This is a genomic window from Rathayibacter sp. VKM Ac-2926, from assembly GCF_022815565.1.
GTDB lineage: Bacteria > Actinomycetota > Actinomycetes > Actinomycetales > Microbacteriaceae > Rathayibacter > Rathayibacter festucae.
Window position 1 is genome coordinate 216,372 of record NZ_JALGRS010000002.1, and the last position, 16,136, is coordinate 232,507.

Genomic DNA, 16,136 nt, shown 5'->3' on the forward strand with positions numbered 1-16,136 from the left:
TCCCATCGTAAGCCCGTCGGCGCTCGCGGGCAAGGCGGAGGCGGAAGGCGGGAGAATCGACGGAGGAGCGCCGCGGTCCCGAGTGCTCCGGGGGAGGGGACATGGCCGCCGCACCGACGCCCGACTGGGGCGCCCCGCCGCCGCACGCCTCCGCGCATCCGCTGCCCTCCGATCCACTGCCCCCGCGGCGCCGCTTCGAGCCGACCGCACTGATCACCTCGCCGGCCGAGGTCCGCCGGGCGCGGGGCGCGCTCGCCGCGCAGCTGCGCCAGACGTCCCCGGCGAACCGGCGGCGGCTGGCCGAGTTCGCGGCGGTCGCCGACGGAGTCGCACTGCTGCGCGGCCGCGAGTTCGACCGGGCGCTGCGGCGGATCGCCGCCCCGGCCGCCGCCGTCGCACCGGACGCCACGGGCGTCGTCACCCTGGGTCCGGACGGACCGGCGCTCGCCGGGGAGCGTGCCGACGCCCTGGCCATCGCGGACTGGAGCGACGTCCTCTCGGTCGAGGTCGGCACGGTCGCGCACGGCGCGTTCCGCGTCCGCGCCGTCGTGCTCGCCGTGACGGCGGCACGGCCGGAGCGGGGCGCCGCCGCGGGCCAGGGCTTCCGCGGCCTCGTCTCCGAGGCGGCCCGCGCCTCCGCCGCCGCCCTCGCCGCGCGGGCGCGCCGCCGCGTGCTGGTGCCGCTCGTGGTCGCCACGCCGGGGCCGCTCGGCTGGACCGTCGCCGATGACCGCACCTTCCTCCTCGCCCTCGACCGGGTGCGCCGCGCGCACGGCGCCCGATGAGGGCGCGGCTGCCGTTCGCGCTCGCCGCGATCGCCGCGCTCGCGCTCGGGCTCGCCCTGCGCTTCCTCCTGGTCGGCCTGCTCGCCGACCTCGCCGGCAGCGTCCTCTACGTCGTGCTCGTCGCGCTGCTGGTCTGCGTGCTGCTGACGCGGATCCCGGCGGTGACCGCCGCGGGGATCGCCCTCGCCTGGTCGATCGCGATGGAGCAGCTCCAGGCGATCGGGGCCGCCGCCCGACTGGTCGAGCTGTGGCCGCCGCTGCGGCTCGTCGTCGGCAGCACCTTCTCCTGGCTGGACATCGCCGCGTACGTGCTCGGCGCGGTGGTCGCCGCCGCCGTGCTGATCGCGGTGGCGCCGCGCGCGAGGTTCGAGCGCGAGGAGCCGGAGCGCGAGGATCCCGGCCGCGAGGGGCCGGGCCGCGGGGAGCCGGGGGAGCTCCGCCCGTAGGGTGGGCCCATGCACGAGGCGACACCGGCACTGCCCCCCGCGAACGACCGGGCGCACGCGGACGACCGGGCGCACGACACCCGCCGCGACCGCCGCACGCCGGAGCCCGTCGACCGCTTCGCCACCGGCGAGGAGTTCCCGGAGTACCGGGTCGACCTGGAGCGGATCCGCTTCTCGCCCTACTTCGCCCGGCTCTCCGCGGTCACGCAGGTGATCTCGCCCTCCGGCGTCGGTCAGGTCGTGCACAACCGGCTGACCCACTCCATCAAGGTGACCGCGGTCGCCCGCGCGATCGCGATGCAGCTGACCACCACCGACACCGCTCAGCGCGAGCTGGTCGAGCGCCTCGGCGGCTGCGACCCGGTCGTGGTGCAGGCCGCGGCCAGCGCGCACGACCTCGGGCACCCGCCGTTCGGGCACCTCGGCGAGCAGGCGCTCGACCGCCTGGCCCGCGAGAAGCTCGGCCTCGAGGAGGGCTTCGAGGGCAACGCGCAGTCGTTCCGGATCCTCTCCGAGCTCGACGTCTGCGAGACGGTCGAGGCGGGGCTGAACCTCACCGCCGCCTCGCGCGCCGCGGTCCTCAAGTACCCGTGGGGTCGGACGGTCTGCCGGCCGGACCTCGAGACCGCCGACCCGACCGAGCTGCCGCGCGGCTCGACCGCCAGCCGCTGGGAGACCGCGCCGCCCAAGTTCTCGGCCTACACCCTCGACCTCGACGACCTGCTCGACTCCCGCACCGGCTTCACCGCGATCGCGCCCTGGCAGCAGACTCTCGAGTGCTCGGTGATGGACGTCGCCGACGACATCGCGTACTCGCTGCACGACCTCGACGACTTCTACCGCGCGGGCGTGCTGCAGCAGGCGGCCGTCGCCGTGGAGTTCCGCGCGTTCCTCCGCGAGCAGAACGCGCTGGCCGCTCTCGACGCCGACGAGCTGTGGGCGCGCGCCCCCGGCCACTCGCTGGAGATGCTGCGGCGCCGGCTGGTGGCCCGCGACCCCTGGATCGCCAGCGACGAGCACTTCCGCTCCTCCGTCGAGCGGGTCTCGGCCGAGCTGGTCGAGGGCCTGCTCGCGGTGCCGTTCGACGGCTCCACCCGCACCGAGCGGGCGATCGAGTCGTTCGTCTCCTCCTGGATCGGCCGGCTGCAGCGCTCGGTGCTCGTGCTCGCCGAGCCGAACGTGCGCTCGGGACACCTGACCCTCCTGCCCGACGCCTGGCACGACGTCGCGGTGCTGAAGTTCGTGCACACGCGCTTCGTCATCGACCGGCCAGACTTCGCGACCTACCAGCGCGGCCAGTCGCAGGTGCTCGGGACGCTGGTCACCCACCTCGACGCCTGGCTCGACGATCCGCGCGACGGCCCGCGCGCCCCGCAGAAGCTGCTCGACCTGATCGAGCTGGCGACCGACGGCTACTTCCGCCTCCGCGCCGACCGCCCCGAGTGGCTGCCGGCCGGCGAGCGCGGGCGCCCGCGCGTCGATGCGGAGTCGCTGCAGCGCCTCGGCCGCGCCCGCGGCGTCGTCGACTACGTCGCCACCCTCACCGACGAGCAGGCGATGGCGCTCGCCGCCCGCCTCCGCGGCGACCGCGAGCCCTGGGCGATGGGCACCTGAGGCGGCCCGCGCCGCCCGCTGCTGTCGTCCGCACCTCCGTCCCTGCTCGCCTCCGCCCGCACCTCCGCCCGCACCTCCGCTGCACCTCCGGCTCGTGAAACCGGCCCCGGCTCGTGAAACCGGCCCCGGCTCGCGAGACCGGCCCCGGCTCGCGAGACCGGTGAATTCCGACGAGCCGAGGCGGTTCCCGCGAGCCGAACCTCGGCCGCCTGTTCCTCCGCCGACACCTCCGGCTCGTGATTCCTGCCTCGGCTCGCGGGATCCGCCAGTTCCGGCGAGCCGAAGCTGTTTTCGCGAGCCGAACGTCGGTGACCCGGACCTCCGGCTCGCGATTCCGGTCTCGGCTCGCGAAACCAGGCTGTTTCAGCGAGCCGAGGCTGATATCGCGAGCCGAACGTCGGCGGCCCGCACCTCCGGCTCGCGGTTTCGGCTGCGGCCCGTCGGATCCGCCTGTTTCGGCGGGCCGGAGCAGTTTGCGCGAGCCGGAGCTCGGCGGCCGTCACGTCCGGCTCGCGATCTCAGGTCCGGCTCGTCGAATCCGCCTGTTTCCGCGAGCCGAAGTCGGTTCCGCGAGCCGGAGGTCTGCCGAACGCCGGGTGGTTGACACCGGAGGGTCGCCTGTGACCACCCCGGAGGACACCGTCGAGAACGCGCGCGATTCCGCGCCAGAGCGCGCAGAAGGCCCCCGGAGTGTGCATGTCGCCGCCGTCCAGCCCGCGTCCAGCAAGCGTCGGGTGAACGACAGCGTAAAATCACGGGGGCACATGCCGAGATCGACAACTCGATAGGGAGTTCCGTTGGACGGAAACGCAACGACCACGCACCGCAACGTCGCATTGCTGTCCGTCGCTACCACGATGGCCCCCCGGGTGACCACGTCGGAAGAGATCGACGCGCGACTGGCGCCGGCGCTGAAGCGGCTGCGACTCCCCACCGGACTCCTCCAGCGCGTCGCCGGCGTGCAGGAGCGGCGCAACTGGGGCCCCGAGCAGGGCTTCGACGGCGCCGCGATCGAGGCGGGCAAGCGCGCGCTGGCCGAGGCCGGCATCCGGCCCGACCAGATCGGGCTGATCATCAACACCTCGGTCACCCGCAAGCACCTCGAGCCCTCGGTCGCCGTGCGCCTGCACCACGGGCTCGGCCTGCCCTCCTCCGCGATCAACTTCGACATCGCGAACGCCTGCCTCGGCTTCGTCAACGGCATGACGCTCGCGGCCCAGCTGATCGACTCCGGCCAGATCAAGTACGCGATGATCATCGACGGCGAGGACGCCGACGAGATCCAGGTCAACACCATCGAGCGCCTCAGCCGCGAGGGCATCAAGCGCAAGGACTTCATGAGCGAGTTCGCGAGCCTGACCCTCGGGTCCGGCGCCGCGGCCGCGATCCTCGGCCCGGCCGACGAGCACCCCAAGGGCCACCGGATCCTCGGCGGCATCACCCGCGCGGCCACCCAGTTCAACGAGCTCTGCGTCGGCAGCGTCGACGGGATGTTCACCGACGCGAAGGCGCTGCTCAAGGGCGGCATGGAGCTCGTCGTCTCCGCCTGGAAGGAGGCGAAGCGCGACTGGAGCTGGGGCGGGATGGACCGCTACATCATGCATCAGGTGTCGGACGTGCACACCAACGCCTTCGTGAAGGCCGTCGGCATCGACCCCGAGCTGGTGCCCACCACCTACCCGACCCTCGGCAACGTCGGCCCCGCATCGATTCCGATCACCCTCGCGCAGGAGTCGAAGACCCTCGAGCCGGGCCACCGCGTCCTGCTGCTGGGCGTCGGCTCCGGCATCAACACCGCGATGCTCGAGATCGCCTGGTGAGCGCCGCCGCCGGCCGGCACCCGGCCGCCAGGATCCGCCGCGCACTCGGCTCGACCTCGGCGGCGGAGCTGCCGCCGGCGGGACTGGACGGCCTCGATCCGTCCTGGTCGCGCCTCGTCGACGCGCCCGACGCGCACGGCGTCCCGCGCCGCTGGCACCTGCTCGACACGCAGGAGGCGCTGGGCGGTGTCGAGCCGCTCGGAACGATCCTCTGCGTGCACGGCAACCCGACCTGGTCCTACCTCTGGCGCGCCCTCGCCGCCGCCACCGTCGCGGCCGCCCGCCGCGGCGAGCCGGCCTGGCGCGTCGTCGCCGTCGACCAGCTCGAGATGGGCTTCTCCGAGCGCACCGGCGAGCTGCACGCCCTCGCCGACCGCGTGCGCGAGCTGTCGAACCTCACCGACGTGCTCGGCCTGACCGACGTCGTCACCCTCGGCCACGACTGGGGCGGAGTCGTCTCGCTCGGCTGGGCGGTCGACCACCCCGAGCTGCTGCGCGGCACGATGCTGCTCAACACCGCGATCCACCAGCCGGCCGACGCGCCGATCCCCGCGCCGCTGCGGCTCGCGCTCGCCTCCGGAGTCCTCGGCGCCTCGACCGTCGGCACGCCCGCGTTCCTCGAGACGACGCTCGCCCTCGGGCACCCGGCGATCCCGGCCGCGGTCAAGGACGGCTACCGCGCGCCCTACCGCTCGGCGGAGCGACGGGGCGGGGTCGGCGGGTTCGTCGCCGACATCCCGGTCGGCCCCGCGCACCCGAGCCACGCCGAGCTGGAGCGGATCGTCGCGGGCGTCCGCGCGCTGGAGACCCCGGCGCTGCTGCTCTGGGGCCCGCTGGACCCGATCTTCTCGGACCGCTACCTCGACGACCTCGTCGACCGCCTCCCGCACGCGCAGGTGCACCGCTTCGAGGGCACCGGCCACCTGCTCGCGGAGGACGTCGACTACTCCGCCGCGGTGCTCACCTGGCTCGGCGACGTCACCGCCGGCGTCCAGGCCCCCGACGTGCAGCGCCCGACCGTGCCGATCGAGCCGCTCTGGCGGCACCTGGACGAGCGCGTCGAGGACGACTCGCTCGCGCTGGTCGAGATGGCGCCGCCCGGGGGAGGCGGCCCGCGCTCCGTGTCCTGGCGGCTGCTCTCGCAGCGGGTCCGCGAGCTGGCCGCGGGGCTCCGCGCCTCGGGTGTCGCCCCGGGCGACCGCGTCTCGCTGCTCGTGCCGCCCGGCGCCGACCTCACCGCCCTGCTCTACGCCTGCCTGCGGATCGGCGCCGTCGTGGTCGTCGCCGACGCGGGCCTGGGCCTCCGCGGGCTGACCCGCGCGGTCCGCGGTGCCTGGCCGGATCTCGTCGTCGGGGCGCTGCCGGGGCTCGCCGTCGCCCGCGCGCTCGGCTGGCCGGGCGGCCGCGTCTCGACGCAGACCCTGCCGCGCGCGTCCGCCCGCGCGCTCGGCGTCGACACCTCGCTCGGGCAGCTGATCGAGCTCGGGCGGGCGGAGCTCGAAGCCTCCGCCGACGCGCTCGGCGAGGCGCCCGCGGCCGACGCGACCGCCGCGATCCTCTTCACCTCCGGATCGACCGGACCCGCGAAGGGCGTCGTCTACACGCACCGCCAGCTCGCCGGGGTCCGCGACGCCCTCGCCCGGCAGTACGGCATCGGACCGGGGACCGGACTCGTCGCCGGCTTCGCGCCGTTCGCCCTGCTCGGCCCGGCACTCGGCACCCGCTCCGCGACGCCGGACATGGACGTCACCTCCCCGCGCACGCTCACCGCGCGGGCCGTGGCGGCGGCGGCGGCCCGCGTCGACGCCACCGTCCTCTTCCTCTCGCCCGCCGCGCTCGCCAACGTGGTCGCCACCGCGGGCGACCTCGACGCCGACGACCACCGCGCGCTCGCCGGCGTCCGCACCTTCCTCTCGGCCGGCGCGCCCGTCGCCGAGGGCCTGCTGGCGCAGGCGCAGGCGCTGATGCCGAACGCCTCGGCCCGCACGCCCTACGGGATGACGGAGGGCCTGCTGCTGACCGACGCGTCGCTCGAGGGCATCCGCGCGGCCGCCGCGGACGACGATCCGCGCGGGGGAGTCTGCGTCGGCGTTCCCGCCGCGGGCGTCCGCCTCCGCATCGCGCCGCTCGACGACGACGGACAGGCGGCTCCCGAACCGACGGAGCTCGTCAGCGTCACCGGCGAGATCGTCGTCTCCGCCGGCCACGTCGAGGACCACTACGAGCGGCTCTGGCTCACCGACCGCGCCGCGCGCCGCGGCGCCGTCCCGGGCGAGCGCTGGCACCGCACCGGCGACGTCGGCCGGATCGACGCCGACGGCCGGCTGTGGGTCGAGGGCCGGCTGCCGCACGTGATCGTCACCGCCGAGGGCGTCGTCACGCCTGTCGGGCCGGAGCAGCGGATCGAGGCGCGCGTCGCCGCGGTCTCCCGCGCCGCGATCGTCGGCGTCGGGCCCCGCGGAGTCGCGCAGCTGGTCGCGGTCGTCGAGCGGCACGAGGGTGCCCGCCGCACGCAGCTCGCGTCCGAGGAGCTCGCCGCCAGGGTCCGTGCGGCCGTCGGCGCACCGGTCGCGGCCGTGCTCGTCGTGCCGGCACTGCCCACCGACATCCGGCACAACTCCAAGATCGACCGGGCCGCGCTCGCGCGCTGGGCGGAGTCGATCCTCGCCGGCGGCCGGATGGTCGCGCCGTGAGGGTCCTCGTCACCGGGGCGAGCGGGCTGCTCGGCGGCGCCGTCGCGGCGGGGCTCGTCGCGGCGGGACACGAGGTCCGCACGTTCCAGCGCCGTCCGTCGGGAGTGAGCGGGGCCGAGGACGTCCGCGGCTCGCTGGCCGACGCGGGCGCCGTCGAGGCCGCGGTCGAGGGCTGCGAGGGCGTGGTGCACCTCGCGGCGAAGGTCTCGCTCGCGGGCGATCCGGCCGACTTCGTCCGGGTGAACGTCGACGGAACCAGGGATCTGCTGGCGGCCGCCGCTCGCGCAGGCGTCCGGAGCTTCGTCCAGGTGTCGTCGCCGTCGGTCGCGCACTCCGGCGCCTCGATCATCGGCGAGGGCGCCGAGCCCGCCGATCCCGAGCGCGCCCGCGGCGACTACGCCCGCACGAAGGCGCGGGCCGAGCTGCTCGCGCTGGCCGCGGATGCGCCGGGCTTCGCCGTGGTCGCGGTGCGTCCGCACCTGGTCTGGGGGCCGGGGGACACGCAGCTCGTGGCGCGGATCGTCGAGCGCGCCCGCACCGGACGGCTGCCGCTGCTCGGCGACGGCCAGGCGCTCATCGACTCCACCTACATCGACAACGCCGCCTCGGCGATCGTCGCCGCCCTCGGCCGGGCGGAGGCGGTGCACGGCCGCGCGTACGTGGTCACCAACGGCGAGCCGCGGCCGGTGGCCGAGCTGCTCGCCGGGATCTGCCGCGCCGCCGGCGTGCGGCCGCCGAGCTGGTCGGTGCCCGCGGGCGTCGCGCGCGCCGCCGGCTCGCTCGTCGAGCGCGTCTGGGCGGTGCGCCCGGGCGAGGACGAGCCGCCGATGACCCGCTTCCTCGCCGAGCAGCTCTCGACCGCGCACTGGTTCGACCAGCGCGCGACCCGCGCCGACCTCCAGTGGACGCCCGCGGTCACCCTCGACGAGGGCCTCGCCCGCCTGGCGGCCTCCTACCGCTGACACGCCGAACGCCCCCGCGCGAGTGCGCGAGGGGCGTCCGTCGTCACGCCTGCTGATCGCCTCCATGTCGATCGAGTAGCCCGCGCAGCGGGCGTATCGAGATCCACCACCGCTAGAAGTCGAGTCTGCAGACCCGCCCTGCTGCCAACGCCGGGTCTCGATACGCCCCTGCGGGGCTACTCGACCACCATGAGGCGGGCCTGCTCGGCCGGCATGATCGCCGCCACCGCAGGACCGCGCCCCGTTCATGCTGATCGAGTAGCCCGCTCCGCGGGCGTATCGAGATCCACCACCGTTCGGAGGTCGGTCTGCAGACCCACCCTCCTGACAGCGCCGGGTCTCGATACGCCCCTGCGGGGCTACTCGACCACCATGAGGCGGGGCTGCTCGACCAGCATGAGGCAGGGCCGCTCGACCGGCATCCGGCGGCCGAGCCTCGTCAGTCCGCGAGGATCAGGTACAGCGCGCGGCGGGTCTCGTCGAGCTTCGCGGAGGCGGCGGCGCGCTGCGCCTCCGAGGCTCCGCGGAACTGCTGGACGACGCCCATCAGCTTGCCGATGTTGTCGACGAACTCGCGGTCCGCGTCGCTCGCGCCGGGAGTGGCCTCCCAGGCGGCGGTGAGCTCGTCGGCGTGCTCGCGCACGTAGGTGCCGCCCGCGTCGGTGAGCTGGTACTCGGTGCCGCGGCCCTCGCCGACGGCCGTGATGAGGCCCTCATCGACGAGCTGCTGGAGCGTGGGGTAGACCGAGCCGGGGCTGGGGCGCCACGAGCCGTTGGTCTTCTCGGCGATCGCCTTGATCAGGCCGTAGCCGTTCGAGGACTTCTCGGCGAGGAGGGAGAGCAGGGCGGCGCGGACGTCGCCGCGTCGGGCCCGTCCTCCGCCGCCGCCGAAGCCGGGGCCGAAGCCGCCGAAGCCCGGGCCGAAGCCGAAGCCGGGACCGAAGCCGCGGCCGTGTCCGCCGGGTCCGCGGCGCTCGCGGCGGCCGGGCTGGTCGTGGCCGCCGTGGCCGTGGTCGTGGTCGCCGTGCGAGCGGTCGAAGCGGTCGCTGTGGTCGTGGAAGGAGTTCCTGGTGTTCATGGTGTCTCTTCTCGTGTCAGGGGATTCCTCTCGAAATCCGTCTCGCCCGTCGGAGCGAGTGCTCACGATTTGTCGGCGATGTAGCAACGATATATCGGCGACTGTCACTCGTCAAGCACGAGTTTCGAACTACGCTCGAGGGACCCCCACCGGAAGGCCCCTCCGCATGCCGCTGTCCGCCGCCGCGCTCGCCGCGATCCTCGACGAGTCGCTCCTCACCGGCGCCGTCCTCACCGGCCGTGCGAGCAACCTCGGCAACCTCCGCCGCCTGGCCGCCCGCGAGCCGGCCCACCTCTACGGCGTCGACGTCGCCGAGCACTGGGACGTCGAGAGCCTGCTCGCCCTGATGGGGGAGCGTGTCGGCATCAGCACCGACCCCGCGTTCGAGCACGGCCAGGACCGGATCGACGCCGCGCTCACCGTCGCCGCGCTCGACGCCTATCGCGACCGCTTCGCCCGCGCCGTCCGCGAGGGCGCGCTGATCCTCTTCGCCACCGCGCACCCCGCGACCCTGCTGGACGTCTACCGCCGGCTCGCCGCGGCCGCGACGGCGGCGGGCGCCCGCGTGATCGACGTGAACGCCCTCCCGTTCGCCCGCCCCGACGGCATCCGGGTCAGCTTGGCCGACGAGCACCAGCGGCTCTGGTGCACGGGCGGCGTCACCTGCGCCTACCGCGGCGGCAGCCTCCAGCACACCCACTCGGCCGAGCCGATGAACGCCCTCCTCGACGAGCTCGAGGCGCTCGGCATCCGCCCCGACCTCGTCGTCGCCGACCACGGCTGGGCGGGCGCCTCCGGGCGGCGCGGCCTCCCGACGATCGCGATCGCCGACTGCAACGACCCCGCCGTCTTCGTCGCCGAGGCGCAGGGCTCGATCGAGGTGGTCGTCCCGATCGACGACGGCCTCGCTGTGCACCTCTACGAGCCGGTGATCGCCTACCTCCTGGACGGCCTCGACGCCACCTCCGAGCCCGCTCGGACCTCCGGCTCGTAGACTCGTCCAATGCTCGTCGGGATCCTGTGATCCGGCGAGCCGTGCGCGTTCCCGCGAGCCCGAGGTCAGCCCTCGCCACCACTTCCCAGACGGAGCATCCGTGACCCAGCCCCAGGACGGCCTCCTCCCGCGCTTCGCCGTCGGCGTCGACATCGGCGGCACCTCGATCAAGGCCTCCCTCGTCGACGTGACCACCGGCGAGCGCGCCGCCCGCCGCTTCGCCGTCGCGAACCCCGTCGGCAAGGAGCCCGAGGACTTCGCCGCGGCCATCGCCGGCATCGTCCGCGACGTCTCGCCGATCGCCGGCACGCCCGTCGGCGTCGGCTTCCCCGGCATCGTCCGCGGCGGCATCGTGCGGCAGACCACCCACGTCTCGCAGCGCTGGGTCGGGATCGACGCGCAGGCCCTGCTGTCCGAGGCGACCGGTGTCGACGTCGTCGTCGTCAACGACGCGGACGCCGCAGGGGTCGCCGAGCGCGAGTTCGGCGCGATGCGCGACCGCGAGGGCCTCTGCCTGCTCACCACCCTCGGCACCGGGATCGGCACCGCCCTCGTCTACGAGGGCGAGGTCATCCCCAACTCCGAGCTCGGCCACGTGCACATCGACGGCCCCGACTTCGAGCCGCGCGTCGGCTTCTCCGCCGTCCGCCGCGAGGGCATCACCCTCGAGGAGTGGGCGGGCCGCCTCAACGTCTACTACCGGCACCTCGAGATGCTGCTCTCACCGCAGCTGTTCGTGATCGGCGGAGCGGCCGCGCACGTCTTCGACGAGTTCGCCCGCTTCCTCGACCTCGGCACCGAGATCGTCTCCGCCCGCTTCGGCAACGATGCCGGCTTCACCGGCGCCGCCATGGTCGCCGTCTCGCCCGACCGCCTCGCCCCCTGGTACCGCTCCACCCGCGGCGCCCACTTCGACCCGGGCACCCCGGCCATCGCCGACTGACCGCCTGCGGAGGAGCCGCGCAGCGGCGCCCCTATGGTGGTCGAGTAGCCGCATCGCGGCGTATCGAGACCCGCGCACCGGACGACGGTGGATCTCGATACGCCCTCTGCGAGGGCTGCTCGATCCGCGTGTCGGCGTCAGCGTGTTCGCAGCAGCCCGCGGTAGAGCGCGTCCAGGCGCGCCGCCGCGGCCGCCCAGGTGTGGGCCACCGCCCACTGCACGCCGCCGCGGCCGAGACGCGCGCGCTCGGCGTCGTCGGCGAGCAGCCGGCGGATCTCCGCCGCCCACACCGCCGGGTCGCCGGAGTCGATGAGCACGCCGCTCTCGCCGTCGCGCACCGCGTCGACCAGCCCGGTCGTCCGCCGCGCGAGCACCGGCGTCGCACTCGCCGCCGCCTCGAGCGCGATCAGCCCGAACGTCTCCGCCGCCGACGGCACCAGCGCGAGCCGCGCCCCGCGCAGCAGCGCCGCCGCCGTCTCCCGGTCTGCCACGCCCTCGAAGCGCACCCACTCGTCCACGCCGAGCTCCTGCGCCGCCGCGCGCACCTCCTCCAGGTACCCCTCGCGTCCCGGCGCCGGCCCGCCCGCCAGCCGCAGCAGCGGCCGCTCGCCGACCGGGATGCGCGCCAGCGCCTGCACCGCCAGCAGCTGCCCCTTCAGCGGCTGCACCCGGCCGAGCAGCACGATCTCCCGCGCGCGCTCGCCGGCCCCCGGCGAGAACTGGGCATCGACCCCCGGCGGCACGACCAGCACGCGCGCCGGATCCACCCTGTAGCCGTCCACGACGTCCGACCGCTCCGACGCCCCCGCGACCACCACCGCGTCCGCCGAGCCCAGCACCGAGCGCTCGGCGCGGATCCGCTCCTCCGGCTCCCGCACGTCGCCCGGCACCAGCCGCACGTTCTTCGCCAGCGAGTTCGAGTGCATCGAGTGCACGTGCGGAGCGCCGGTCAGCGCCCCCGCCAGCCCCGACACCCAGTAGTGCGAGTGCACGACGTCCGCACCCACGGCGGCCTCGGCGAACGCCGGCGCGGAGGCGGCCAGCGCGTACTTGTCCGCCGCCTCGACCGGCACGCCGACCACCGAGACCCCCGGCGCGAGCCGCCGCACGCCCTCGCCGCGGGTGAGCACGGTGACCTCCCAGCCGAGCGCCGCGAGCTCGGGCAGCACCCCGGCGAGGTACACGTTCATCCCGCCGGCGTCGCCGGTCGAGGGCTGCTCGAGGGGCGAGGTGTGCGCCGAGACGATCGACAGGCGGGGCATGCGTCCATCGTAGGAGCGGGCGCGGAGGGCGCGGATCCCGCCCCGCGGCTCCCGGCGCCTCCGGAATCGGGTTGAATGGACGGATGCGCTCCGGTCGGTGCGCGGAGAGCGTGAGGTCCATGGCCCGCCAGAGTCCCCCCGAAGAGGTGCTGCCCCCGTCGGCCGCGCCCGGGGCCGAGGGCCGCGAACCCTTCAGCGAGCAGGACATCCGGGGACTCGTCGGCACCGCCGCCCTCGACAAGGGCGTCGCCTACGCCGACGAGGGCCGCGTCGCAGAGCTGCAGTGGTTCGGCGGGCGCACCCGGCTCTTCGGCCAGGTCCGCGGCTCCGGCCGCTCGCCCTACGCCGTGAGCGTGCAGCTGCGCGACGAGGGCGACCACTCGATCCTCCTCGGCGGCGCCTGCAGCTGCCCGGTCAAGCACGAGTGCAAGCACGTCGCCGCCGTCCTGATCGAGGCGCTGCGCCGCGAGCGCGAGGGCGCCCTGAGCGGCCCGTTCCCCGGCGAGGCCGCCGTCGACGCGGTCCCGGAGTGGCGCAGCGCCCTCGCGCCGCTGCTCGCCGGCGCCGAGCGCTCGCACTCCGGCATCCCGCTCGGCCTCCAGTTCGAGCTCCTCCCCGGCGAGCCCGTGCGCCGCCCGCCCGGCCGCTACAACAGCTACCGTCCGCCGCCCGAGCCGCGCCCGCGCCTCGGCGTCCGCCCGGTGCGGATGGGCGACCGCGACCGCTGGGTCCGCACCGGCACCAGCTGGCGCGACCTCGGCTACCTGCACTACAGCCACGACTACGACGAGCGCCAGATCGACGTCGTCCGCGAGATGCAGGGCCTGCTCTCCGGGCACAGCGCCTCCAGCTACTACTCGCCCGACACCTGGCTCTACCTCGACCAGTGCCGGAGCGAGGCGATCTGGGCGGCCCTGCACGGCGCCGTCCGCGCCGGCATCGGCCTGGTCATGGGCGACCGCGACCAGACCCCGCTGAAGATCCTGGACACCACCGCCACGGCGTCCATCGACGTCACCCGCACCCCGGCCGGCCTCGAGCTGCGCTCGCTCGTCGCGATCGGCGACCACCCGGCGCCCGAGCACTTCGGCTTCATCGGCGACCCCGCCGTCGGGCTCTACACCTGGGACGAGGGCGACGAGCTGCGCGGCAAGGCCGTCACGCTCGTGCCGTTCGCGGCGCCGCTGGTCTCCTCCGCCCGGACCTTCCTCTGGAGCAACGAGCCGATCCGCATCCCGGAGCAGGAGGAGTCGGCGTTCCTCACCGAGCACTACCAGCGCCTGCACCGCCTCTTCGACATCGTCTCGCGCGACGGCTCCTTCGAGGCGCCGCCCGTCCCCGAGCCGCGGCTCGGCCTCACCCTCGAGCACACCGAGGGCGCGGGACTCCGTGGCTCCTGGTGGTGGCGCTACGGCATCGAGGGCGGCCGCGGCACCGAGGCCGAGCGCCTCCCGCTGCGCCTGGACGACGAGTCCGGCTACCGCGACGCCGAGGCCGAGCAGCGGATCCTCGACTCGCTCGGCGGCGCCGGCATCGACCCGGAGTCGACGCCCGCCCTGGTCTCGCCGTCGAGCCGCCGCCTCCGCCCCACCTTCGACCTGCGCGGCATGCAGACCGTCGGCTTCCTCACCGGCGAGGTCGAGCGCCTGCGCGAGCTCGGCACCGTCGAGATCGAGGAGATCGGCCAGCGCGTCGAGTACCGCGAGGCGGAGACCGCGCCGGTCGTCGCCGTGCAGACGGTCGCCCAGCCGGACAGCCGCGACTGGTTCAACCTCGAGATCTCGGTCACGGTCAACGACGAGGCGGTCCCGCTCGCCGAGATCTTCCTCGCCCTGGCCCGTGGCGACGAGTACATGGTGCTGCCGAGCGGCGTCTACTTCGCGCTCGACGACGAGCGCTTCGGCCGCCTCCGCGAGCTGATCGCCGAGGCGCGCGAGCTCTCCGACGACCCGAGCGAGACGCTCCGGATCAGCCGCTTCCAGTCCTCGCTCTGGGACGAGCTGGTCGAGCTCGGCGTCGTCGAGGCGCAGGCCGCCGCCTGGCGCCGCTCGGTCGAGGGCCTCTCCGGCTTCACCGCGACCGGCGCCCTCGAGTCCCGCGCCCTGCCCGAGGGCTTCGCCGTCGAGCTGCGGCCGTACCAGCAGCTCGGCTACGACTGGCTCTCCTTCCTCTACGACAACCAGCTCGGCGGCGTCCTCGCCGACGACATGGGCCTCGGCAAGACCGTGCAGTCGCTCGCGCTGGTCACCCGGGTGATGCAGGAGCAGCGCGCGGCCGCCGCGAGCGCCGGCACCTCGCCCCGCCCGTTCCTCGTCGTCGCCCCGACGAGCGTCGTGCCCAACTGGGTCGGCGAGGCCAAGCGCTTCGCCCCCGACCTGCGCGTGGTCGGCATCGACGAGACCTCGAAGAAGAAGCGCAAGGCACTGTCGACGATGATCGGCGAGGCCGAGCTGGTCGTCACCTCCTACGCCCTCTTCCGCCTCGACTACGAGTCCTACGCCGGGATCCAGTGGTCCGGCTTCCTGCTCGACGAGGCGCAGTTCGTCAAGAACCGCCAGTCGGCCACCCACCAGCTCGCCCGGCGCCTCGACGTGCCGTTCAAGCTCGCCATCACGGGCACGCCGATGGAGAACAACGTGATGGAGCTCTGGTCGCTGCTCTCGATCGTCGCTCCGGGCCTCTTCCCCTCGCCGGCCGGCTTCGCCGAGTACTACCAGAAGCCGATCGAGCGCGACGCCGACACCGAGCGCCTCAGCCAGCTGCGCCGCCGCATCCGCCCGCTGATGCTCCGCCGCACCAAGGAGCTCGTCGCGACGGAGCTGCCGCCCAAGCAGGAGCAGACCATCGAGGTCGAGCTCGGCACCCGCCAGCGCAAGGTCTACGACACCTACCTCGCCCGCGAGCGGCAGCGGGTGCTCGGCCTGATCGGCGACTTCGAGAAGAACCGCTTCGCGATCTTCCGCGCCCTCACCGTGCTCCGCCAGGTCGCGCTCGACGCGGCCCTGGTCGACGAGGCGCACGCCACGGTGCCGTCGACCAAGCTCGACCTGCTCGACGAGCTCCTCGCCGACGCGCTCGCCGAGGGGCACCGGGTGCTGGTCTTCAGCCAGTTCACCCGCTTCCTCGGCCGGGTGCGCGGCCGGCTCGACGCGGCCGGCGTCGAGTACGCCTACCTCGACGGCGCCACCAAGAAGCGCGACGAGGTGATCGACCGCTTCCGCTCCGGCGAGGCGGGCGTCTTCCTCATCTCGCTGAAGGCGGGCGGCTTCGGCCTCAACCTCACCGAGGCCGACTACTGCATCCTGCTCGACCCGTGGTGGAACCCGGCGACGGAGTCGCAGGCCGTCGACCGCGCCCACCGCATCGGCCAGACCCGCTCGGTGATGGTCTACCGGCTCGTCGCGAAGGACACCATCGAGGAGAAGGTGATGGCGCTCAAGGAGGCGAAGGCCGCCCTGTTCGCGGCCGTGATGTCCGACGACGGCGCGGCGGCGACCGGCGGCATCACCGCGGAGGACGTGCGCGAGCTGCTCGGCTGA

The 16,136-nt window shown here is 74.6% G+C and carries 11 protein-coding genes; 9 read left to right on the forward strand and 2 right to left on the reverse strand.

All coding sequences use genetic code 11. The annotated features are described in order from the left end of the window. The first annotated feature begins 101 nt into the window (after positions 1-101). The 6 genes from MT351_RS03520 (at position 102) to MT351_RS03545 (ending at position 8,320) form a co-directional block, all read left to right on the forward strand. Positions 102-785: a hypothetical protein gene (locus MT351_RS03520; RefSeq protein ID WP_123732799.1), complete on the forward strand. Its 684-nt coding sequence runs from the start codon at positions 102-104 to the stop codon at positions 783-785. Then, positions 782-1,231, forward strand: a complete 450-nt coding sequence (locus MT351_RS03525) for a DUF2809 domain-containing protein (protein ID WP_243581271.1) — start codon at positions 782-784, stop codon at positions 1,229-1,231. Before MT351_RS03520 ends, MT351_RS03525 begins: the two co-directional genes overlap by 4 nt. Before the next feature lie 9 nt (positions 1,232-1,240). Continuing rightward, complete coding sequence (locus MT351_RS03530) at positions 1,241-2,845, forward strand: deoxyguanosinetriphosphate triphosphohydrolase family protein (RefSeq protein WP_123446646.1); 1,605 nt, start codon at positions 1,241-1,243, stop codon at positions 2,843-2,845. An 857-nt stretch (positions 2,846-3,702) separates the two neighbouring features. Continuing rightward, positions 3,703-4,665, forward strand: coding sequence for a 3-oxoacyl-ACP synthase III (locus MT351_RS03535; RefSeq protein WP_372487889.1), 963 nt, complete (start codon positions 3,703-3,705; stop codon positions 4,663-4,665). A gap of 32 nt (positions 4,666-4,697) precedes the next feature. Then, positions 4,698-7,358 carry an alpha/beta fold hydrolase gene (locus tag MT351_RS03540; RefSeq protein WP_374204741.1) on the forward strand — a complete coding sequence of 887 codons (2,661 nt, stop codon included), beginning with the start codon at positions 4,698-4,700 and terminating at the stop codon, positions 7,356-7,358. Continuing rightward, positions 7,355-8,320, forward strand: coding sequence for an NAD(P)-dependent oxidoreductase (locus MT351_RS03545; RefSeq protein WP_243581273.1), 966 nt, complete (start codon positions 7,355-7,357; stop codon positions 8,318-8,320). Before MT351_RS03540 ends, MT351_RS03545 begins: the two co-directional genes overlap by 4 nt. 439 nt (positions 8,321-8,759) lie before the next feature. Here MT351_RS03545 and MT351_RS03550 read toward each other — a convergent pair whose 3' ends face one another. Beyond that, entirely contained in the window at positions 8,760-9,398 is a 639-nt protein-coding gene (locus tag MT351_RS03550) for a PadR family transcriptional regulator (RefSeq protein WP_243581274.1), read from the reverse strand. A gap of 166 nt (positions 9,399-9,564) precedes the next feature. Between MT351_RS03550 and MT351_RS03555 the strand changes: the two genes are divergently transcribed. Together MT351_RS03555 and MT351_RS03560 are read left to right on the forward strand one after the other, a co-directional pair. Next, positions 9,565-10,392: a phosphatase gene (locus tag MT351_RS03555; protein WP_132437499.1), complete on the forward strand. Its 828-nt coding sequence runs from the start codon at positions 9,565-9,567 to the stop codon at positions 10,390-10,392. Between the two features lie 100 nt (positions 10,393-10,492). Beyond that, positions 10,493-11,335, forward strand: a complete 843-nt coding sequence (locus MT351_RS03560; RefSeq protein WP_123446641.1) for an ROK family protein — start codon at positions 10,493-10,495, stop codon at positions 11,333-11,335. Positions 11,336-11,472: 137 nt separating this feature from the next. Here the strand turns inward: MT351_RS03560 and MT351_RS03565 are convergent, their stop codons facing one another. Beyond that, positions 11,473-12,597, reverse strand: a complete 1,125-nt coding sequence (locus MT351_RS03565) for a glycosyltransferase (protein WP_243581275.1) — start codon at positions 12,595-12,597, stop codon at positions 11,473-11,475. A 119-nt stretch (positions 12,598-12,716) separates the two neighbouring features. On the opposite strand from MT351_RS03565, the gene MT351_RS03570 reads away from it, so the two are divergent. Then, positions 12,717-16,136 carry a DEAD/DEAH box helicase gene (locus MT351_RS03570; RefSeq protein WP_166649628.1) on the forward strand — a complete coding sequence of 1,140 codons (3,420 nt, stop codon included), beginning with the start codon at positions 12,717-12,719 and terminating at the stop codon, positions 16,134-16,136.